The sequence below is a fragment of the Parendozoicomonas sp. 2304DJ65-17 genome (genome assembly GCF_058148445.1).
This window is the reverse complement of record NZ_JBYVJV010000011.1, coordinates 129,166-150,874: the sequence shown is the minus strand read 5'-3', so window position 1 is coordinate 150,874 and position 21,709 is coordinate 129,166. Positions and strand designations below refer to the sequence as shown.

Sequence of the window (21,709 nt, the reverse complement as noted above, 5' to 3'; positions counted from 1 at the left end):
GGTGCAAAGCCAGTCTAAATAATGACACCCTTGCGGAAGTGTGGCTTGTAACGACTTCGGGCTTCTTTGAGGTAAACCTCATGCTGCAGTGCCATAAAACGTTCAAATTCCGGAAGAAGTTTGGGTAGATTATCTGTTGATGGGTTTCGTGCATGTTCATCAATCATGCGTGCGATTTTCTCTTTAAACCCTATGTAACCCGGAGGCACTGATACATCTATCTGGCCGAGCATCTCATAGAACTCCTGATTTATACTCGTTCCGTCTTTGCCCATATTTGCAAGAAGTTTAGAGACAGCTTTTTCATGCTGGGTGGAATATCGGATAAATGGATTGCCACCATCTTTTTCAGTTAATCCTTCGAACTCTTCAGGTTTTGCAGACCATGAGGGAATTTTTTGCATTTTCCCCCCTCTCCAACCATTGTACTTGGCATACATGTAGGTGAGGGTGTTATTTCCAGGCTGCTCCCACCAGTTATGAACGCTGGAAACTGAAGCACCTGCTCCAATTTTTACACTGCCTATCGGACCAGTTGGAATGCTCAGGTTGTCTGGTGCTGATATTCCTATACTGTCGTTCGACAGTAGTCGGGTAAATTGCAGGCGCCAGCCTTTAAGACGTTTAACCAGGTGACACTCTATTCTCATACCCGCCTCAACAGAAAAACTGGGCATTTGAGGAACCAGTTCAGAAAGTGCTGCAAGGGCAAATTCTGGCAGGTCGCTGTCTTCTGAATTTTTTCTGTCTTTGGCCTTTTCTATAGCGGTTTGCAGGGTTTTCATCGCCACGGCCATTGGTGTTGTACCTGAATTGATATTCAGACCAAAAGTGAAATAGTTACCATCATTGTCGGGGTTAACATGCTTACCAATGATGGAGTGCTTAATATCGGCAGAGAGCCCAACATTGGTATTGGGTATAGCCAGACTGAGCTTCATTGAGGTCGTCTTCTCTGTGCTTCTGGCAACAGAGGCAGCGGTCAGGCTCTGACGGACATGTTTTTCATCCTTCAGGCTCAGTTGAGGGGTATCAAGTGAGGGTTCGATATTGTCCTGGAGAACTTTGTTGAATACCGGGTCGTCGCCTTCTGGCGTTTCCCCTGGCAGAAATGTGTCCTTATAGAGTTGGTGCAAATGAAAGAATGAGTAGATGTGTGCGGCGATAAACTCTCCTCTGTCCTTGGCGCCATAAACCTTTTGCATACTGTGTTTAGCTGTATGGAAAGGCTTTTGCGAAGACTCTTCGCCGACACGGCCTTCCATCGCATTAACCGTGAAATAGTACATATCCCGTTCAATGAACTGGTCGACCATGGCTTTCTTTAATACTTCCCGGATAGCCAGCCTCTGCTCTGTGCAGCTGGTTTGTTCACTGAAAGAGATTTCAGAATCTGGATTCTGGCTCAGTTCCAGCTCTTTATCCCGAAGGTCTTTTAAGGCTTCTGCCTGATCATTCATCCACTTTGCAGCATCTTGCGTGCTTTTTCGAACACTGATAACGCCATCCTCTTCTTTGAAGTTGGCGAAAAGAGTCTGTTCCTGATCGGTAAGAGTGTTTATTCCCTCATGGACATTTGGCAATTGGTTAGTAGCTTCTGGTGGGCTTTCCTGAACACTTGGGGTAGCAGTCTCATCTGCGGACTGCACTTGATCGTCAGACTCGCTGGAGGGTTGGGTTTTGAGTGGGATACCGCTTCGCAGCTTCAGGTCGTGATACCGGAGTTCCTCAAGAGGGGAGGCCGGAACCCAGAATGATATATACCCTTTATGTTTCTTTGGGGGCGATGCTTTATCTGGGTTATTACGCAGCATATAAAGCAGGTTTGTTTTTGTTTTAAAGTTTGTTGCTTTGTTCTGTACTGATACTTCACCTTCAATAACACCGGCCAGAGCTTTCACTTTTAGACTTGTGGCAATAGCGTGTTGTTTAAAGTTGGCGTAGTTTACACGTTCCTCCTGAGAGACTCTGATCTGGTCTCCTGGGTGAATTACTCCTAACTCCGCCAGTCTTTGTGAAAGCAGCTGGCCATCTGCTGTCACTTTTCGCTGAAGGTTTTGTGCTCTTCGGGAATCAACGCTGCCTTTGGTGTTCACAGCAACATGGCTAAGGGTTCCCATAAGCATGGGAACCAGATCATTACTATGGAACTGAACGAAATCCTCAAGGTTTTTAAATACCCGCCCCTTGGAGTGAGCCGTTCCGGCTTCTAGAGCGGCTGAAATAACCTTGTCATCCCCTCCAGCCAGAGAGAGAGAGGGCTTAACGATATGGAATTCCCTGACCTTGGTATCATCATTGCCGGTGACCTTGAAGGTGTATTCAAGTTTTGCTCCTATCGAGAGTGCACTTATTCCCGCAACGGAAGCGGCACCTCCAATATCAATGGAAACAGTAAAGGTCTTTTCACTCCCGCCTTTCTCAAGGAATCGCAGCTGGCGATAGAGTTCTTTTTCAAATCTGGCCTTGGTGCGATTGAGAATTTGTGAGTCTATATGATCCCTTAGCAGGTTAAGGGTTTGGCTATTGAGCCTTGAATCCGTTAACTTGGCAGCTTCTTTCAGTATTTTGCTGAGCTCAACCAGCGTGGCATCAGAAAGATCATCTTTTTCCTCGGGAAGCTCAATGACCCTTCTTTCCAGAACCTTTAAACCTTCGACAGCTTTTTGGTCATTAACCATCAGTTTTTTTAAATGCTTGGCAACCTCCTTTAAATCCGCAAGTGAGAGCTGATCATCTTTTAACAGAACCCTGAGTTCAGGGTGGCTGTCTATATGGCGTGCTACGTTGACTATCGGATGGGTCTGGCCAGGAGCATTATCTCGGATTCGTTCCAGATCTTGCATCCTGAGTTCATCGATTTTTGTCAGTGCTATAGGTAAATGCTGTTCCAAATCGTCAGAGGCCATGTCTTCTTTAAATTCTGCGGCCTCCTGAAAAGATTCTTCGTGCTGTTCCCGGATATTTTCAAGGGTGCTCATGACTATAGGAACGGTGTATTCGGGATCAGAGAGGTCAATGTCCTCTCCCATAAACAGGTTGGCATATTCTATTAAAGGGCCATCCGGCAAATGGGAGGCTCTGGCATTGAGTCGAGCTTGAATCTGCAGTAGACCCTTGCCCATTTTGGTCCTGTCTTCGCTGGATAGAGGCTCTCCTGCTTTAAAACATTCCAGCACATAACTTCCAAAACCTGTGCTGAGAAAGATTGCCAAAGCCCGCGGTGTGTATTCCTTCATCAGGCTGCTGAACTCAGCAACTCCTTCCTGAGTAGCTGTTGCTTCTGGTGTTTCGTCAGCCAGAGCTCTCAGCAGAGCTTTCAGTTCTTTCTTTGTTTCTGGATTGAGGCTGTTGCCATGGAGCAGAGATTCCAGAACATATTGGAACTCATCGTCACTGGTTGTTTCGTCAGATAATTCGTTAAGAATAACGGCATGCTTTTTGGCAATTTCCAGAGTTTCACTCTCGCTGGCATGATCGCTTTGCTCTCGTTCCCTCAAGGCCGTAAGAAAACTGGTTCTTTTTGGCATTTCTCTGAGTCTGGTCACAACTCTGCTGCTGATAGCCTGTTGCAGCTGTAAACGGAAAACCATGGGGTGTTTGGCAAAGTGGCTCTGCACCGGTGCTTCTGCATGAGACCAGCGGCGGCTGGGGCTTCTTTTAGCACTTGGTGGGCGCTGTTCTCCTTCGGTTATGGAACCACGGCGCAGGGTTGAGGTCCGCGAAAAGCGGCGCGGGGATTGAGAAACTGAGCGAGTTGGACCAGCCATGGCAAATGTGCTTCCCAGCGTATTAATTTATTTATTATGGATCAGGATTCTAAAAGGGTTGGTGCTGTGGAGCGGGTGGTGGTTAAAATACAGGCCATTAAAATCTTGATTGGAACTAATGCATGGTTCGCAGTAAGCGGCTTTTTGCTACCTCTTTATTTGTCTGCCTGCTGATTATTGTTGCAGACCAGCTTCTTAAAGGCTGGTTTGATAATAATTTCTTTATGTATCAGCAGGTTGTTGTTATCCCTGATTTCTTCAGTTTCACTCTGGCCTATAACAAAGGTGCAGCATTCAGCTTTTTAAGTTCAGCTGGTGGTTGGCAGCGTTGGTTCTTTATTGCTGTGGCTGTCGGAGTGAGTTCGGTTCTAACCATTTGGCTTGCCAGACTTGAAGAAAAGCAGAAGCTGCAGGCTGTGGCTTTGACTCTTATTCTTGGTGGGGCCATAGGGAACCTTATTGACCGGGCTTTTTTAGGACATGTGGTTGACTTTATTCTGGTGCATTACAAGCAGGAGTGGTTTTTCCCAGCCTTTAACCTGGCGGATATTGGCATTACCACTGGTGCCGGATTAATGATTCTCGATATGATTATCAACCCTGAAGCCAAGAAACAGCAGTAAAACAGGATAATGCAATAATGACGATAACAGCGGAGCAGGGCATACAGGCAGGAAGCAAAGTGACCCTTAATTTTTCCCTGAAGCTGGAAAATAACGATGTAGTCGACAGCACCTTTGACCGGGAACCCGCCACCCTTGTGATTGGTGATGGAAATTTGCCGGCAGGTTTTGAGAAATGCATTTTGGACCTGGAAGCTGGTTCCAGTGAGACCTTCACGATTGAGCCTGAAGATGCCTTTGGGCAGCACAACCCCAGTAATCTCCAGACAATAGGACGTAGCCGGTTTGCTCCTGATATGGATTTAGAAGAAGGACTGGTGATCTCGTTTGCCGATCAGGCAGGCAGTGAATTGCCTGGTGTGGTAAAGGAATTTGATGAGCAAACTGTGACTGTGGACTTCAACCACCCTCTGGCCGGTAAGACCTTGATTTTTGATGTGGAAATTATCTCTGTAGACTGATTTTTAGCCACTTATCCCCTCCCTCAGGCCGCTTATCGGCCTGAGCCTCTCTAGCTCTGATTGTTTCATTTTCCCTGCCTAGGCTGTCAATAACGGCGTAGAAGGTACAGGGAGGTGCCCATGCCTGTTTTCAATGGGCCTGCCAAAATAAACCAGATTGGTCTCACTCTTCCGGAGTTACTCTGGGCGATTGCTTTATTTGGCATCCTTATTACTGCAGGTGTTCCCTCCATGGTTGGGATGACCAACCGTCTGGAAGCTGAATCAGCCTTCCGAAACTTTCGTGGTGCTGTCTCTTATGCCCGGGCCGAAGCCATTGTTCGTCGTTCTGATGTGGTTCTTTGCCCACGACAAGCCAATACCGAAATGTGTCACGCCGGTGCTATAGGCTCTGATGATGAAGAGGAGCGAGTGTGGAAACAGGGCTGGTTGTTATTTGTGGATCGTGGCAACTCACCATCCTCCATTGATGAGAGCGAAGGCGACCAAATTCTCAAGGTTTACGACGAAGTTGATGACACTCTGGACATGACTATCACCAACAGTGGTGGTGGTCAGCTGGATAACGTCAGTTTTACCTCGAAAGGAGGGAGTTCTCCATCGACTATTACGGTACTGATCTGTTTGAAAGATGAATACGATGATGTGGATTTTGCCGGGCTAACGGTTGTTCATCACGGGCGAGTCCGTATGTCTGACCGGGATGAAGCTCAGGAGGACTGCAATGCGATTTAAGAGCATAAGAGCTGATAGAGAGCGCGGTTTTAACCTGGTTGAGAACCTGGTGACACTCTTTGTTTTGTCTGTAGGGTTGCTTGGTGTTGCCGGTATGCAGGCTGTCGCCATGAAAACCCAGCAGACCAGTCATTATTACCATAAAGCTTTGTCTTTGGCTCAGGGGTTCTCGGACCGAGTCCGGGCCAATATGGAAGCAGCGGAAGCGGGTGCCTATGACCTGAAAAGCCCAGCTGAAGGGCTGAGCCTTTCTATAGATTCCGATTGCACTGCGAATGGCTGTACGCCTATTGAAATGGCCGGGCACGATATTACCGAGTGGCGAGATACCGTTGAAAGAGTTCTGCCTAAAGGAAACGCTTATGTTTGCCAGGACAGTACTCCCAGCCAGGATCCAGAAGATTATTATGGCGATCCATTTACTGTGATTCCCAGCTCCTGTGATGGCCAGGGAGATACTTATGTTATTCACATCGTCTGGGATATGGATCCAAAGCGTGATGGGGTAGTGATTCTGACATCAAACCCTGAAAAGTCTGATGGCCACTTCATGATGGTTTTCGAGCCGTAGGGGCGGGGATAAAAGGAGCGTGTTATGAAAGGATTTCAGCGCGGTTCCCTCATGGTTGAGGTCATGGTTTCCAGCTTGATTGGAACCCTGCTTCTCTATGGTGCCCTCTCTATTATGCTCAACAGCCGGATCAGTTTTAAGGCCAGAGAAGGGTTGTCCCGTATTGAGGAACGTGGCCGGCTGGCACTGGAAATTGTGGCCGATGATATTCGCTTGGCTGGCTATAAAGGCTGTGTATCCAGTGGTGGGCAGGACATTATCAGGGCCGTGGATATTTCGTCGGGATGGGTTCAGCCAGAGCTGGGTATCAGAGGATGGGCCTTCAGTAATACGGAGTATGGTGATGACTTAGATGTTCATTCCATTCAGCAGTCTGCATTTACTACCGGGAACTGGCAGCCTAATACTCCCGGTAGTAAAGGTACGAACATTGATATGCTCCAGAGAAGTGATGTGCTGGAACTCTGGGTTGCGCAGCCTTTTGTTATGGATATTTCCGGAGCCACAATAACAGACTCTCTGAAACAACTTAATGCGGTTCCTTCCACTATGGAGGGCTTCCCCGACAGCAGCGAAGCGGATCCTGAGAGATTGCTGTTAGTCAGTGATTGTTCCAGAAATATCCTTGTGAAGGCGGATTCCTTCGGCTCTACTGGTCTGGTTGGCCTTGATCCCACTAACACGAATAGCCATGCCTCGCAGCTGACATCCATGAGCCAGCCTCAGGCCGTTATGATTCAGGGAATTATGTATTACCTCACGATTCCTTCGGATCGCGATCGTCCATCCCTTTATAAGAAAGAAGTGAATGCGGATGGCACATATAAAAACGCCGTAGAAGTGTTACCCGGGGTTTTGAATTTTCAGCTTCAGTTTGGTGAGAATACAGATACAGAACTTTCAGCAGATCGTTATGTTGATGCGAATGAAGTCAGTGACTGGGCCAATGTGATCAGTGTGCGTATTTATATGCTGGTGGAGACTGAGATCGAGGATGCAGTGCCTGATGGTATGGAATTTTATTTCTTTGGAAGAACTTATTCCCCTGCAAGCTCACAGGATAAAAGGATTCGCAGGGAATATACGACAACCGTAACACTCAGGAACCGGTCGCTGGGGTTGATATTGACAGGTGAAGCTGATGATCCGTGAGGGTAGTGCGATGAAAGGATATCAAAGCCCATCTCACCAGAAAGGCGCAGCACTAATTGTTGCCATGGTTTTGCTGACACTGTTAACCCTGATGGGGACAGATAGCATGAGAACTTCAATGCTGGATATGCATTTGAGTAAAGGTTTTCAGGATCAGAATCATGCTTTTCAAACGGCAGAAACGGGGCTCAGGCTGGCAGAGGAAATTCTACAGACAGCCACCAGTGATGCAGAAATTGATGCACTGTTGGCCAGTTCGAACATCGATGTAACAACGGGCTCAATTGATTATCACGATAGTAGTTACTGGGGCAGCAAAGATTTCTACGACGATGACTATCTGGTAAAGATTGTTGTTCAGCGGTGGCGATTCATTTCAGACAGCTTGTCTGTAGGGGCGGAGAACCCTACAGGAATTCAGTATTACCGTATTACCGCTCGGGGAGCTGATGCTGGTTATTCGAAGTATCTCAGTGAAGGGAATGGTGAGAACTATAGAAAGAGCCGTTCAATCGTAGTTTTACAGAGTATCTACGCCGCACGGCATAACTGATTGCCATAACAATAAAGAAACGACAGGGAGGATACGGATATGCGTCTGTCGGTGCTTGCAGCTTTATCATTAGCATTTGTGGGAACAAAAACAACTGCGCTTAATTTTTCTGAAAAGCCTTTGTTTCTGGCAACAGGTTCTCTGCCCAATGTGTCGTTGATGTTGGATGACTCTGGTTCTATGGACTGGGAAATTCTGAGCAACAATCATTATCGATATTGCTCATTTCTTCCAGCCATAGTTCCCACTATGAATGAATCAGCAGAAGTGACTGGTAACTCAGGGGATGACAAGGTCTGTTTCTATTCTGATGAGAACTACGGTGGAACAAAGACCTGTTATAACGGGCCTACTGACTGGATTGGGTATTCACGTAATGATACCTGGTCATCCGTTCGCGTAAGGTCAGGTTATGCCGTTAGAATGGTTGAACACGGTGATGTTGACCCTAACTTTCCTGGTGTACATATTGATGTGACCAATGACCGGGTAAGAATGCCCAGTGGTTGGGATAATCGTGTATCTTCCCTGAAAATATTTGAAACCAACCCACCAGCTTCTAACAGTAGCTGTGTAAATAATGAATTTGATAACGGGGGGCTATTTTACCCTCACAATGGCATCTACGCCTTTTACATGTTTGGCAGCTATTCCAACTACAACACTTCAGACGTTAACTTTTTTGATGAAGAGCAGGGTGACTGGAGAATTTTTGCCAATGCATTAAATGTTCTCTATTTTGATCCATCCGAGAATTACGCTCCATGGGATGGTTACTCGGATGCATCTTTCACTGCAGGCCGTTTACACCCACATCCATCGAATGGGAGTTATGGAACTACCCGTGATCTAACGGGTTCCTTCTATGCTGTGGCCAACAATTCGGCTGGTTTTGCCGGAGATAAGCCTGTTCAGGCTGATGCGAACTATTCATCAACACCTAACGAGTTCATAGATGCTTGGGATAATCACACTCTTTACCAGATTAATGGCTCATCTATTGCCCGATGGAGTGTGACATTCACCCTTGAAAATGATTCATTGGGAGATAATGTTGTTCGGCGTTCGGTGCGCCTTTCTGATATCACAAACTCATCAGAAGTGAGTGCTATTAAACAGAATTACGCTAACTGGTATCAGTACTATCGCAAGCGTTTGTTCTCCGCTGCTTCTTCCGTAAGCTCGTTAATTACAACGACACCGAATTACCGTTACTCGCTGGGTTATATCAACCGCTCCAGTATGGTGTTTAATGCACCGGCCAATAATGATGATCTGGACACCCACAATGCCAACCTGCTGGATGAGATGTTTTCCTCGTATCGGGGAAGTGGTGGTACGCCTTTAAGGGCTGGCCTTGACCGTGTGGGAAACTATTTTAAAACCACCGGCGCAAATGCTCCTATCACGGAGAGCTGTCAGCAGAACTTCTCGATACTGTTCACTGATGGTTATTGGGGTGGATCTTTTTCCAATGGCGCAATCGGAAACTCCGATGGCGATCCATACTCTGAAACTGTCGCAGATGTCGCTCATTATTATTACAAAGAAGATCTCCGTCCTGACCTTGTTGATAATGTTCCTATTGCCCCTGCAGACAGTGCCCAGCATCAGCATATGTCTACCTTTACTGTGGCTTTTGGTGTGGAAGGTGCGTTAACGGATGGTGACGGCAGTGGATGGCCAGATAGGAATGGTGTAGACCTGACTGAAAGTTCTGACTGGGGTAACCCTTATGACTGGTCCGGGCCAGGAAAGATCGATGATATGTGGCATGCGGCTTTCAACAGTAAAGGCCTTTATACATCGGCAAAAACTCCCGGCCAGGTTGTTGATGGGCTCTCAGCTGCTCTTGCGGAAGTTGCGCAGCGTATAGGGTCATCGGCTTCAGTTGCTACAAACTCCGGCAGCCTTCGTAGCAACAGTACGGTCTACCAGGCACGCTTTAATAGTGGAACCTGGAACGGCGATGTCTGGGCGCTACCTTTGGGAAGTGATGGTACTGTCAGCCCAACACCGAATTGGCAGGCTGGTGCGTTACTGGATGCTAAACACTATGCCAGCCGGGTTGTACTGACCGCTGATAAAAACAGTTTAGGCCGGTTCGTTGGGGCTCCATTCCGTCATAGCACTCCCAATCTTTTATCCAATGACTATATAGCCCGCCTAGGCGAAGGAATGACTGCATTGGGTATTAATGGTTCGGTGGATGATTATGCAGTTGCTTTCACTGATTTCCTGCGAGGAGACACATCTAATGCTGGTGGTGGAAACCCTCAGGTGACATGGGCAAAGTGTGCCAATGAATACGAAACCTGTAACTTTTCAGGAACCCGAACAGTTCGTTATGGCATTAATAACTCATGGACAACAAAGGTTGTTACAGGTCCGGTGGCCTGCAGTAACAGTGTATTCGGTGACCCTGCCCAGACTTTTGTAAAAGAATGTTATGTGGGTACAACAACCCATTATGGCTTCCGGGAGAAAACCTCCAAGCTGGGCGATATTGTGCATTCTGATCCCACCTATGTCGGTGCACCGGGTGCCACTTATAGCGACTCAGGTTATCAGGCGTTCAGAGACGCGTATCGTAACCGCCCAGCAATGGTTTATGCCGGTGCTAACGATGGCATGTTACACGGCTTTGATGCTGAGACAGGTAATGAACGTTTGGCATTTGTTCCCTATGCCCTGGGTACACAACTTCACCACTTGGCCGATCCGGACTATCCCCACAAGTTTTATGTTGATGGCTCTATTACTGTTGGGGATGCCTGTACCGGTACACCAAGTTGCAGCTGGAAAACATTGTTAATTGGAAGCTTACGAACAGGTGGTCGTGGGATATTTGCCCTGAATGTAACTGACCCGAACAGTTTTTCAGAGAGTCAGGCTTCAAATATCGTGCAGTGGGAGTTTAACTCTGAGACTGATTCCGATATGGGATACAGCTTTGGTAAACCTCTCGTTGTAAAACTCGCTACTGGACAGTGGGCTGTAATTACTGCCAACGGTTATGACAGTAATAATGGCAAAGCTGTGTTGTTTATCCTTGATGCCGCTACAGGGCAGCCTCTCGCTTCTGGCGGAAAAATCGATACCGGAGCTAATGGCTCTAATGGCCTTTCCAGCCCAACAGCAGTGGATACGGATCAAGATGGTGATGTTGATTTTATTTATGCCGGGGACCTGAAAGGTAACTTATGGAAGTTTGATCTGCGCTCATCAAACTCTGCAGACTGGCGTGTTGCTTATAGTTCAAGTGGCAATCCTCTCCCTCTGTTTGCTGCAGGTACTGGTAAACCAATAACAACAGCACCAGAAGTAGGGCGTCATCCTACCGAAACAGGATTCATTCTCTATGTGGGTTCTGGTCAGTATATGGAAGTTGATGACAACCAGGTTTTAGGGGAGCCAACCCAAGGCTTTTTCGGAATCTGGGACGACAACCGAGCGGATAATAACTTCTCCTCTTCCATAACAATGTCAAACTTGCTGGTTCAAACGATTCTGGCAGAACAGGATTTTTATCCTAACGACACCAATGGTGACGGCGTTAATAACAGCAGTGATGATGGAATAAGGTTCAGGGCGACTTCCAATAATGAAATTTGCTGGAGTAATTGTGGTTCTGGTCCCACTCACCGTGGCTGGGTATTGAACCTGGAACTTTCTGGTAATAATCGTGGTGAACGGCAGGTAACAAATTCTGTTCTGAGAAATGGTCGTGTTGTATTTACAACATTGCTGCCATCCGGTGATGCCTGTGAGCGAGGCGGTACAAGCTGGCTGATGGAACTGAATGCCACTGATGGTAGTTATCTGTTCGAGCCTCCGTTTGATATCAATCAGGATGCTGAGTTTGATAGCGATGATTTGAACTATTCAAACTGGACAACCGAAACCCTAGTGAATTTTTGCCCGGATGGTAATTGTCAGTCTCCCTCGGGAATACACAACGATGGGATTGTTCAGACTCCCGCTATTATTACCTGTGGTAAGGGGATGGAGTGCAAATATCTGAGTGGCTCCGATGGTTCTGTTGAGAAGATTGATGAGAACCCAGGCGGTAATAGTCTCGGAAGGCAGTCATGGAGAGAGCTGAGAGGAGATTAAATATGAAATGGATTCTATCTGTATTAATGATGTGCTTTTCCCTGTCTGGTTATGCAGAGGAAAAACAATTGACGAAAGGCGTATTAAAAGGAATTAATGATAATACTCGCTCTCTGATAATTGGCAGCTCAGGGAAAGAGTATCCAATGACTGAAAACGTCAGAATTGAGTCACCTTACTTGAAGTCAAATCATTACTTTCTTTTGCCAGGATTGACTCTTTCTCTTCACTCTTTAGACGGTAAAAAGGTGTCTCGTATTGTTATTCATGGGCCATACTCCTTATTACGTAAGGCTGTAATGCATTAATACGTACCCAAAGCTCGTGTTAATCAGTAAGGAACCTGTCAAAGGAGATTTGATTACAGCCGTTTGAAATGGATCATTCAGCAGTAGAAGTACAAAATCATGGCAGTAGTAAAAGCAGTAAAGCCAAATGGATTTACCCTCTTTGAGCTTCTTATAGTTCTTGCGATCGTCAGTATCCTTATGTCGTTCGCATATCCCTCTTACCGTGATTACATTATCAGGGCCAGCCGCTCCGACGCCCATGTCGCTATTCAGAAGGTAGCCATGGCCGAAGAAAGGGTTTATGCCGTGCATAGTCAATATACTGCGAATATGGACTCTCTTGGGGGAAGTGAATCCCAGGAAGGTCTTTATACACTGTCTGCTGTCACTGGTATCTGGAGTGGGTCAAATTGTGCTCTGGCCGTCAGTGATACGACAGCAACCAACTCTTACACAATCTTCGCTATGCCTGTTACGGGTAAATCTCAAGAAAGCGACAGTGACTGTACATGTATTTATTTTGACAGTCGCGGTGTCAAGGGCTCGACCGGAGCTCGTGATAATCCCAAAGACTGCTGGTAACAGCGCTATTTACCCACCTGCCTGACACCCCCTCTCCAAACTAAACTCAAGAGTGTATATCTGCGCCTTTTTATCAGGAAGTAGTTGTATAGATGTCTGATAGTCGAGTCTGGAAAGTACTCGTATTGAATGGCACTGAAGATGATTGTGCGGTTTGGTCGAGTACCTTAGAAGAGTCAGGTGGGGACTTTGAGTTCTCCTACCCGACTAGTCTCGACCAATATAAATCACTTCTGAACGAAACAACGTTTGATCTTATTGTTGCTTACGACTTATCAGATCCAATTATCGCTCCCGATAAGTCTTTGATTCATCAAAAAAACATCCAGCCCCAGACGCCTTTATTTATTGTTTCATCTGAGTATTCATCTGCCACTGTCGTTAAATGGCTGAAAGCTGGTGCCTGTGATGTTGTTCCCCATGGCAACAAGGATCACATTGCTCTTGTCACTATGAGAGAGCTTAGTCGAACTTCTCATATGTCAACAAGTATTTTCTCAGAAGAAGAAAAAGCAAGCGACAGTGTACAAGAAACTCTGGCGCAACTGCTTAGTACTCCAGTGGAGAGCCGATCAGGAAAAACTTTCTTCATGATCGAAATACAAGACTGGGTTGGTTTAATCAGCAGGGTAGGAAAAGAAAAATCTTCCGTTGTCCTCAAATCCGTAACTGATGTCATCCAATCTCACCTTGGTAACGACTCTCTGTTAGAAATCATAAATGAAAAGTTTGTTTACGCAATGACAGAAGTTGGAGAAAAGTCTCCGGAAGAAATAGCACACGACATTACTCGTGAAATGGATCAGTTATTTATTGATATTGATCATCACAGTTTGCAGGTGGGAATCAGCATGGCTGTGGTGCCGCTGGATTGCCCATTCGCAGATTACGAAGAATTGGATACTCGTGCAAAAGAACTTTTACAGGAGGTTGAAGCTATGGGCGCGAATAAATTTAAGGTGTTCTCTCAAGCGGTTGTTATTGAGAAGCAGGCTACGGAAGGGGATTCTCATGCCCTTGTGCAGCATGCCCTTGATAACAACAGTTTTCAATTGTACTTCCAGCCGGTTGCCAGCTTGAGTGGCGACCCGGAGGAGCATTACGACGTATTGCTACGGATTATTGATCCTCAGGGCAAGAATGTATCTGCCGGTAAATTTATGGGGCCGATTGACCGTACGCCATTGGCAGAGAAAATTGATAAGTGGGTAATCCTGCACAGTATCAAGCGCTTGATTGAGCACAAGAAAAACGGTGGTGGCTCTCACCTGTTTATCCATTTGAGTGGTGCAACCATCCAGGATAACAAGTTCTTGCCCTGGCTGTTCCTGTTGCTGAAGAAGGCGGGTGTGGCGCCAAGTTCTCTGATATTCCAGCTGGGCGAAGAAAACATTGCTCGATTTAAAGATCAGGCGCTGAAAATGCTGCAGGGCTTCAAGAAGATTGGCTGTAGAACCAGTATCAGCCACTTTGGTACCACTATGAATCCAATGCGCATAGCGGAGGAGCTGGAAACAGATTACGTCAAACTGGATGGTAAATTGACCGAGGAACTGGCCGGAGACGCCGAGCAGGAGAAACCGGTTCAGGAATTGATCGAGAAGCTACAGGAGCTGGGAAGAAAAACCATTGTGCCTCAGATAGAGAACCCGAATGTGATGACCAAGGTTTGGAGAACCGGTGCTGCATATGTGCAGGGTTATTTCCTGCAAAAGCCAAAGCCTGATATGGACTATGACTTCAGCGCGGATGAATAAATGAATGAGAAATGATATGTGGCCAACAACTAAAACTCTTATATTACGGACATACAAAGCCAATTTGGCCGGCTACATTTCCTACTCCTGATTGTGTCAGTGTTATCTGTGGAAAGATTGGGTTAACAGGTGTTGCTACAAGCGTATATGTTGATGGTGTTACAGCTCCCTGAAAACCAATGGTGTAATTCTGTACGCCCCCATCAACAGGACTACGTATAGGAAAATTAACTCCAGCTACGGCTCCATTGTAACCCCTGTTTGTAACTCGATATCTTTCTAAAGTACTTACAGCTCCCATTAATGTGCCTCTGGCATCCTGACAAGCATTTCTGATTATATATGTTTGATAGGACGGATAAACTACGGCTGCCAGAATCGCAATAATAGCTACTACGATCATAAGCTCAATCAATGTGAAGGCTTTTTGTTTCACAGCCCTGATTTTTTTTATATGCACAGCTTTATGCCCTTTATGGAAACGGGGGCAACATAAAGTTGCCCCTTATTTTCATGTTTACTGAATCAAAGCATCAATCCAGCCAATGCCTGTAACGGAGCCTTCGTCTGCTAACTCATCAAGCCCAAGGCCAGTGCTTTCGAGAGTTGTTCTTACACCGTTACTGTCAGGGTTATTTGCAAGCTCGCCTGTATTTACAGTTATAAGCTTTGTTGCAGATATAATACCTGTGTTTTTCACTATGGTATAACGTTCGCCATCTGGTGCTGAACCATCAGAGGCTGATACGCGATAGAAGCGATTGATACCAACAACAGGATCACAGCTGTTTGCCAAGGTTGCTGGTTCGTAGCTGACATAGCTGATATTACCATTAATTAGCGATATATCCGATAATACCTTCTCACCATCCTCAGGCATGGTTATGTACCATCCACCATCTTGTTTGAAGGAAGATACCCCATCCGGGTCAGTTTTTTGTTTACCATTAGAGTCAACGTAAGCTAGAGCTAGGTTAAGCTTGGCTGCCTCTTTTTCTTCATCTGTTCCGAGTTGAACTTTATTTTCTGAAGCATCATAAAGATCATTTTCTGACAGGGTTTTTGCATCTGGGTTGTTATTATAGATAGCCGCTGACTTAAGAACATAAAGCCTATCTGTTACTGTTTTATCAAGAGGGTGTGCTCTATAACCTGATCCAATGGAAATTGTAAACATCTCTCTGTTACCTGCATAGGTTATACCTGTCACTGGCTTCATAAAGAAGCGCCTGTTATCAGCAGCCTCAGAGTCAATGCTTAAATCAGCTACAACCCCGTCCGCTTTGTTTGCATTTTTACCTAGAGGAGTTATTACCAGATTGTTCTTGGACTTTGTACTTTCAGAATGATCTGCAAATAGCCTCCAAACTTGTCCTCCCATATCTGCAAAAACAATCTGATCTGCCACCCCATCAAAGTTCAAATCTATAACACTCAAATCACCAGGAATGCTGTATTTCATTTTCTCAACTACAAGCTTTCCATAGGTGCCTGCTATGGCATCAGGATTATTTGTTGCTTTCCACAGAAGTTCACCCGTTAAAGCATCGACTATGAAAATAGCATTACCTATCGTATCGCTATCTCTGGCGGAGCCACTGATATCGTTAGTCGTATCGTATCCACCGCCGAAAATCAGAACCTTTTGGGCCACTTGATCATTTGGGTTTCCAGTTTGGTTAACGACTATGCGCGTTAAAATTGGTGTGGACCATGTCTGCCCCAACTCCTCAAAACCAGTATCAACAGCGCCTTTTTTCCAGAGTAGTTTAGGGTTATCTCTGTCAGTTATATCCAAGGCTGTATAGAAATTGCCACCTCTTCGCATACCTGTGTATAGATACACCCTGTCGCCAGCAGCTTTATCAATAAAACCGTCCCTATTTTTATCTATCCGCCATGCGACTGGAGAACCATCAATACCGTATGGCTTCTTTACAAGTGTTCCACTGATATCTGGGTTCGCACGGTAAACTTTCAGATTTCCAAGGAACTCCTTGGGGATATAAGCAAAATGTTCACGACCATTTTTACCACTTACTGCATGCAAGAACCCTTGGTTGGTTCCAAAAAACAGACTGATATCTTCAGATGCGGAATCAGCACAGCCTTTCTTTTTATCATTGGGGTCGTCGTACTGAGTACACCCATAGCTTATGAGGGCTGGTTCTGAGTGGAGAGGGTCTCCAATTTGCTGGCGTTCTGAGCCGTCTTCTGGATCAATACCTCTTGCCCACTGGATGACATCGCTTCGTTCACTACTGGATACTCCAAGAAGGGTGCTAGTGATTTTACTATTGCTTTCTTTCACCTCGTTGCTAGTTATTGATAAACCATCATCTATATCAATATCTGTGTATATCTTACGATTATCAGGGTCTGGTAGCTGCGATGCGGCTCCTCCTTGAGCAGTATTTTTTCCATCATCGCTGGGAGACCAGATGCTTCTTGTACCCTGCTTAAAGCCTCCAGTATCAGGATCAACGGCCTCTGTTCCAAAAGTGTCGGCAATATAGAATCTGGCAACAGTTTTGCCATTTACTGTTTTGTCTTCTTTACCGATTTGATACTTTTTGATGTTCCCATCCCAGTTAACGGTCTTGGATGGTGTAAACAGTGCGTAGTAAAGTTCGTTATTATGCTGATAACTTTTGTATTGGTTTACAGAGATACTAGGGCTAACAAATGATGACTCTGTTGCCAGTATGGACTGCAAAATTGAACTAAATGCTTTTGTCAGTTCTGTTGCATTATTTGCAGTATATGAGCTTGTCTTTCCGGTATCGTCTACAGGGCTGGCTATCTGCTGCAGAAAGTTACTCGCTTCCTCATTAGCCGCAAAGCTTATTGTATGCGTTGTGATGGTGTTATCGCCATCCAGCCCCGGTAGCATGTCAGTCGTTCTCATCCAGTCGGTAAGGGTTTTGCCACATTGGGCGTCATCGTCCAGATAATCTGTTCGGTCATCGACATACTGACAATCTCCACCGGTTAAACTTCTAACATTATCATCCCACCCATTCAGTCCATTTGGCTCACCATCTGATAAGAAAACAATATGATTGCTTTGGCAGGTGTTGGTTATGGGAGTATTAGAGCCAGAGTAGTAAGATTGCGCTTGTAGAAGCGCCTTTATCGCAGGCGTTCCATACTTTGGAAACAAAGCATTGGTATAACTGATTAACTCATCACGAACCTTGGGGCCAGTGTTACCATCTATATACTCTTCAGGTACTTTAATAACCAATCTAGGAGCTAAAGCCGATCCTCCATCCCATGAGTAAACTCTCCGATCATACGCTCGACTGCCTGAAGTTCTGGATATCATTAGAGCTAACGGGTTGCCGGCATTCCAGTCGCCTCTGGCAAGAATCTCTTCGAGTATTGAGCTGATATCTGGGCTTCGGTACGACAAGCCATTATTCCAGTCTTCATTAATTACCCAGTTAACCTTTGCTGCTGATTTATCTCTGCCGGTGATTGAGTTCTGGTTCTCGTTAAATTCTGCTGCTCTCGCAATGTCGTTGCCGACAATTTCCACTGTAATGTTGTGAGCACTGCTCGAGCTGGCAGTAAATTCAAGATAGGCCTCGGATATCTGAGCCCCTCTTTTTATTGGAAAATATTCATAACGAACTCCAATTTCTCGATCAGCAAGAGCTAAGTTTTGTGAACTTAAGTCTGTAAAGTACTGGTTACCGCTACGACTCCTTTGAGCATCATTGGATTGACCCGTTACTACTCTTTTGATGGTTTTATTATTACAACTAGGTACGTTTGAATCCGCAAAATCGATAACGAGCTCTGGTGCAACATCGCTAGATTCATCACTGGCTATTTCTCGGTATCCTGGTGTATTTTCATCAGGTGTAAGAACAAAAGCCATAGAGTTTCCGCCACACCAGCCACTTCTATCAATAACTTCCTGAACACTTGAGGTGATATCAACTTCATGTCTGATGATATCGCCAGTATTCGTTGATCGCTGCCAGGGGGATAATTGCCAACTTGTTGTATTAGAGGTTAAAGAGCGGCTATTAATGTTGTCGTCGTCATTGTTAAAGGGTTGTGCGTTATCTGCATCCTCAGCAGCAACAGTAAACAGAGGTTCTGAGTCATAGTTAGATGAGGATGTAAAGCGTAATGATGCGCTAGTGATGCTGGAGCCTTGAGGAACCTCAATGTTTGTGAAGTGAAAGCCTCCACTATAGGTATACATCGTACCATCTCCAGAGCCAGGAGTGATGATGCTCTGCTGGCTGACTTGATAGCGTATGGTTAGTTTAGGCTCTCTTCCTGCCTGATTGTCATAGTAAGTTTCAAGGTTGTTTGGGTTATGAACCGGGTTGAAAATAAGCGTTAAGTTATCTATTCCACTAACTGAGTTATTATCAACAACGTCTTGAATAACTGATGATATATCCGGCGAGCTGTACCATCCTCCGCCAACAGGTAAGCTCCCAAGTGTCCAGTTAACACGGGATGACTGTTCTATTTGGGTTCTTGAAGAAATGTTCCCTGAATTATTGCCTAAAGGATTATTGATGCTTCGGTCGGCACTTATAACGACAGAATCATTCTTTCCCGACCAGTTTTGAGGCGTGTAAGATTGAACAACAAGCCTGGCTTCAAGGATTGTGGCACCAGAAGGAATCGAGAAGTTTTCAAAGTGGTATGCGTTAGTTGTGTTGTTATCAAAGTTCAAATAACCGTTTTTTGATATGCTTCCGTTGCTTCTCTCTGTAGAGTGATTGTGGGTACCTCTAGGAAGCAAAAGGTCTGAAATAGTGTATTCTGTCGGTGTTCCACCTTCAGTAACGGTACCAATTCTAATGGTTTCTCTATCAGTCGTAACTTCATCGGTCTTACTATATTGGTCACCATCGCTTACACCTTGTTCAGGTGTTAAGTAGATAATTGGATTATTTCCGATCGGATCGTCAACATTGGTTACAGGGTAGTAAACACCATTGTTATCGTTGTAACTATTGTTATCATGAAATCGCGTTAGACCTACGTTCATTGCGATTCCGGTAGTGCTGTTCATCAAGTTTTCAAAAGAGGTCCTCAAGACCTCGATTCTAGACTTGTCTTTCGTCTGTGGATCATTTTTACACTCGTAGTCATAGTCGTCGCAAATATCCCATTGCATGGAGCCGGAATTATCCATAACAAATAAAATGTTTGGGGGGATGACAGAGCCAGATTGCAAGCCACCAAAAAAGATTTCGGTATCATCTGCAATTGCTGAGTGAAAAGTGCTACTGCTCAAGACAACCGAGGCGAGCAAGGCATTAATTTTTTTATTCATTTTTAGCTTTGCCTTAATCAATATATTCGTAAGTTCTATAACGATAAATAGTGCTGTAGGAGTGTGTTGGGCTGCCAATGTCAATATTTGTATCGCTATTATGGTCAAATCCAACGGTTGTAGAGATAACTTTACACTTGAATTTTCCAGCGTTTGGGTCAAAGGCGTTGTTCTTCTGTAGGCAAAAACCTAAATCTGTATAGCTTGAATTTCCAATAGTTGTTGAGCCAACAGGTGATATGACGGCTGGCTCGGTTTCTGGGTTTGCTTGACCCTTGATGTTACTTATAGCGTCATTGATAAGGCTATTGGCTTCGCTCTGAAAATCTCTGCTTTCAGACATTGCTGTCACTTGCTTTTCCTGAAGGCTGACACTGAAAATACTAGACAGTCCAACAATAGTTATAACTAACAGCATGATCATGGAAACAAGAAGAACTGCGCCCTGTTGTTTTTGAAAATTCATCAGTTTCTGTTCCTCGCCTTGATAATTGTTGTGAAAGTACCTTCCTCAATTTCTCCGGCAGGTGCAGGCCCGTTTACATCATTTCTAAGATTATCTAGTAAATTAAGAGTGACTGCGAAGTAGTCTTCGGGATTGTTGGTGCCAGCTGGCATCGTAAGAGCAGTTTGTTGAGTTACGGAAACGCCATCGTTTTCTATTCCGTCAACCATGACGTTTGTGTTCAGTGTTAGTTCTCCATTATTAAATTGGTAGACTCCCTCGCTGTACTCATATAGTCGTATGTTTGAGTCGGATGAGTTGTTTTTCATATCCCAGAAAAGGTTTGATACCGGAGATGCAAGAACAAAATTGTCATCTCCTCCGTTAATGGTAGGAGGATCAATCAGCTCCATTGTGTGACAGTTGGCAATAATTAATCCATTGTTATTACTGCCACTGGTGTCATCATCCCTTTGATTAAAAGTAGTAGGGTCAGTATCTGGGCTTTGATTTATGGTAAGCATTGTTCGATCGGCAGAGATATTAACTGTTGTTCCACTGGCAAAGAGCGGGGTAAGGAATGCTGTGGTTAACGATGATGTCCCACTCACCATAACTTTGTCTGTGAGGCGTTGATATCGCGTTGGCCAATCACCACCTGTAAAAGAAGTTGCAGCCACAGGGGAGCAACCAGAAAAGCCACCTCTTTGGATGTCATTTCTGATTTTATTCATAACAACACGGGCGCTATCCTGGCTGTTTGCTAAGTCAATGCTTGTCCTTTGAGTTGCCAATGCATCAACTGCGTAACGTGTGATACCAAGAACCAGTATGGTGCCAAGTGCAAGTGCTATGAGTAGCTCTAATAGAGTTAAGCCTAATTGTTTTCTTGTATATAGCGTATTCATCTCATTCGTACCTCTCTGGTGAGAGTTCTCAAAGCCGCTCCGTTGTTATTAGGGGTTCTTGAATTGACTTCTGTCCAAGCCACCTGCACCGTGAATGTATTGACTCCGTTTATTGCCAAGGTAGGGCAGGCGGCGCCGACGCCTCCCAACATAGAGACAACCGCTGTTGGATCGATTGTTTGTGCATTTATATTAAAAGGAGCAAAGCTGCCTGCATTGCAGATATTTCTACCTTGGCTGGCTTCCATGCTTCGAATAGTTTCTTCCACTGAGTCAAGAATTAAGATTGCCCTAGTGTCTTGCTCCGAGCCGATGTTAGCTTGAAGGGCGTGACTTTGTAGGCTTATCATACCCAATATCCCAATAGCTAAAATCAGCAAGGAAATCAGAATTTCTATCAGTGAGAAGCCCGTTTGTCTGCTTGATTTTTTCATG

16 protein-coding genes are annotated in these 21,709 nt (G+C 45.3%); 10 read left to right on the top strand and 6 right to left on the bottom strand.

The window, feature by feature from the left end; all coding sequences use genetic code 11:
• Positions 1-14 precede the first annotated feature (14 nt).
• On the bottom strand, positions 15-3,770 hold the full coding sequence (locus tag ACY2RR_RS21550) for a hypothetical protein (protein ID WP_490110256.1): 3,756 nt from the start codon (positions 3,768-3,770) through the stop codon (positions 15-17).
• A gap of 122 nt (positions 3,771-3,892) precedes the next feature.
• Between ACY2RR_RS21550 and lspA the strand changes: the two genes are divergently transcribed.
• The 10 genes from lspA (at position 3,893) to ACY2RR_RS21500 (ending at position 14,610) form a co-directional block, all read left to right on the top strand.
• On the top strand, positions 3,893-4,393 hold the full coding sequence (lspA, locus tag ACY2RR_RS21545; protein WP_490110255.1) for a signal peptidase II: 501 nt from the start codon (positions 3,893-3,895) through the stop codon (positions 4,391-4,393).
• 17 nt (positions 4,394-4,410) lie between these two features.
• Positions 4,411-4,854, top strand: coding sequence for an FKBP-type peptidyl-prolyl cis-trans isomerase (locus tag ACY2RR_RS21540; RefSeq protein WP_490110254.1), 444 nt, complete (start codon positions 4,411-4,413; stop codon positions 4,852-4,854).
• A 120-nt stretch (positions 4,855-4,974) separates the two neighbouring features.
• Entirely contained in the window at positions 4,975-5,589 is a 615-nt protein-coding gene (locus ACY2RR_RS21535; protein ID WP_490110253.1) for a GspH/FimT family pseudopilin, read from the top strand.
• Complete coding sequence (gene pilV, locus ACY2RR_RS21530; protein ID WP_490110252.1) at positions 5,579-6,160, top strand: type IV pilus modification protein PilV; 582 nt, start codon at positions 5,579-5,581, stop codon at positions 6,158-6,160. The genes ACY2RR_RS21535 and pilV overlap by 11 nt, the downstream gene beginning before the upstream one ends.
• Positions 6,161-6,184: 24 nt before the next feature.
• Positions 6,185-7,312: a PilW family protein gene (locus ACY2RR_RS21525; RefSeq protein WP_490110251.1), complete on the top strand. Its 1,128-nt coding sequence runs from the start codon at positions 6,185-6,187 to the stop codon at positions 7,310-7,312.
• Positions 7,302-7,865, top strand: a complete 564-nt coding sequence (locus ACY2RR_RS21520) for a pilus assembly PilX family protein (RefSeq protein ID WP_490110250.1) — start codon at positions 7,302-7,304, stop codon at positions 7,863-7,865. The genes ACY2RR_RS21525 and ACY2RR_RS21520 overlap by 11 nt, the downstream gene beginning before the upstream one ends.
• 39 nt (positions 7,866-7,904) lie before the next feature.
• Positions 7,905-11,981 (top strand): PilC/PilY family type IV pilus protein, encoded by a 4,077-nt coding sequence (locus tag ACY2RR_RS21515; RefSeq protein WP_490110249.1) that lies wholly within the window; start codon positions 7,905-7,907, stop codon positions 11,979-11,981.
• 2 nt (positions 11,982-11,983) lie between these two features.
• A complete protein-coding gene (locus ACY2RR_RS21510) occupies positions 11,984-12,289 on the top strand; it encodes a hypothetical protein (protein WP_490110248.1) in 306 nt (101 codons plus the stop codon).
• A 99-nt stretch (positions 12,290-12,388) separates the two neighbouring features.
• Positions 12,389-12,853 (top strand): type IV pilin protein, encoded by a 465-nt coding sequence (locus ACY2RR_RS21505; protein ID WP_490110247.1) that lies wholly within the window; start codon positions 12,389-12,391, stop codon positions 12,851-12,853.
• A 92-nt stretch (positions 12,854-12,945) separates the two neighbouring features.
• Positions 12,946-14,610 carry an EAL domain-containing protein gene (locus ACY2RR_RS21500; RefSeq protein ID WP_490110246.1) on the top strand — a complete coding sequence of 555 codons (1,665 nt, stop codon included), beginning with the start codon at positions 12,946-12,948 and terminating at the stop codon, positions 14,608-14,610.
• Positions 14,611-14,653: 43 nt separating this feature from the next.
• Here ACY2RR_RS21500 and ACY2RR_RS21495 read toward each other — a convergent pair whose 3' ends face one another.
• From ACY2RR_RS21495 to ACY2RR_RS21475, 5 genes are read right to left on the bottom strand one after another with little or no spacing between them, the layout of a single operon-like run.
• Positions 14,654-15,070 carry a type IV pilin protein gene (locus ACY2RR_RS21495; RefSeq protein WP_490110245.1) on the bottom strand — a complete coding sequence of 139 codons (417 nt, stop codon included), beginning with the start codon at positions 15,068-15,070 and terminating at the stop codon, positions 14,654-14,656.
• 57 nt (positions 15,071-15,127) lie between these two features.
• Positions 15,128-19,921, bottom strand: coding sequence for a pilus assembly protein (locus tag ACY2RR_RS21490; RefSeq protein ID WP_490110244.1), 4,794 nt, complete (start codon positions 19,919-19,921; stop codon positions 15,128-15,130).
• A gap of 13 nt (positions 19,922-19,934) precedes the next feature.
• Positions 19,935-20,387: a pilus assembly PilX family protein gene (locus ACY2RR_RS21485; RefSeq protein ID WP_490110243.1), complete on the bottom strand. Its 453-nt coding sequence runs from the start codon at positions 20,385-20,387 to the stop codon at positions 19,935-19,937.
• Complete coding sequence (locus ACY2RR_RS21480) at positions 20,387-21,274, bottom strand: prepilin-type N-terminal cleavage/methylation domain-containing protein (protein ID WP_490110242.1); 888 nt, start codon at positions 21,272-21,274, stop codon at positions 20,387-20,389. The genes ACY2RR_RS21485 and ACY2RR_RS21480 overlap by 1 nt, the downstream gene beginning before the upstream one ends.
• Complete coding sequence (locus ACY2RR_RS21475; protein ID WP_490110241.1) at positions 21,271-21,708, bottom strand: prepilin-type N-terminal cleavage/methylation domain-containing protein; 438 nt, start codon at positions 21,706-21,708, stop codon at positions 21,271-21,273. Before ACY2RR_RS21475 ends, ACY2RR_RS21480 begins: the two co-directional genes overlap by 4 nt.
• Position 21,709: the final 1 nt, after the last annotated feature.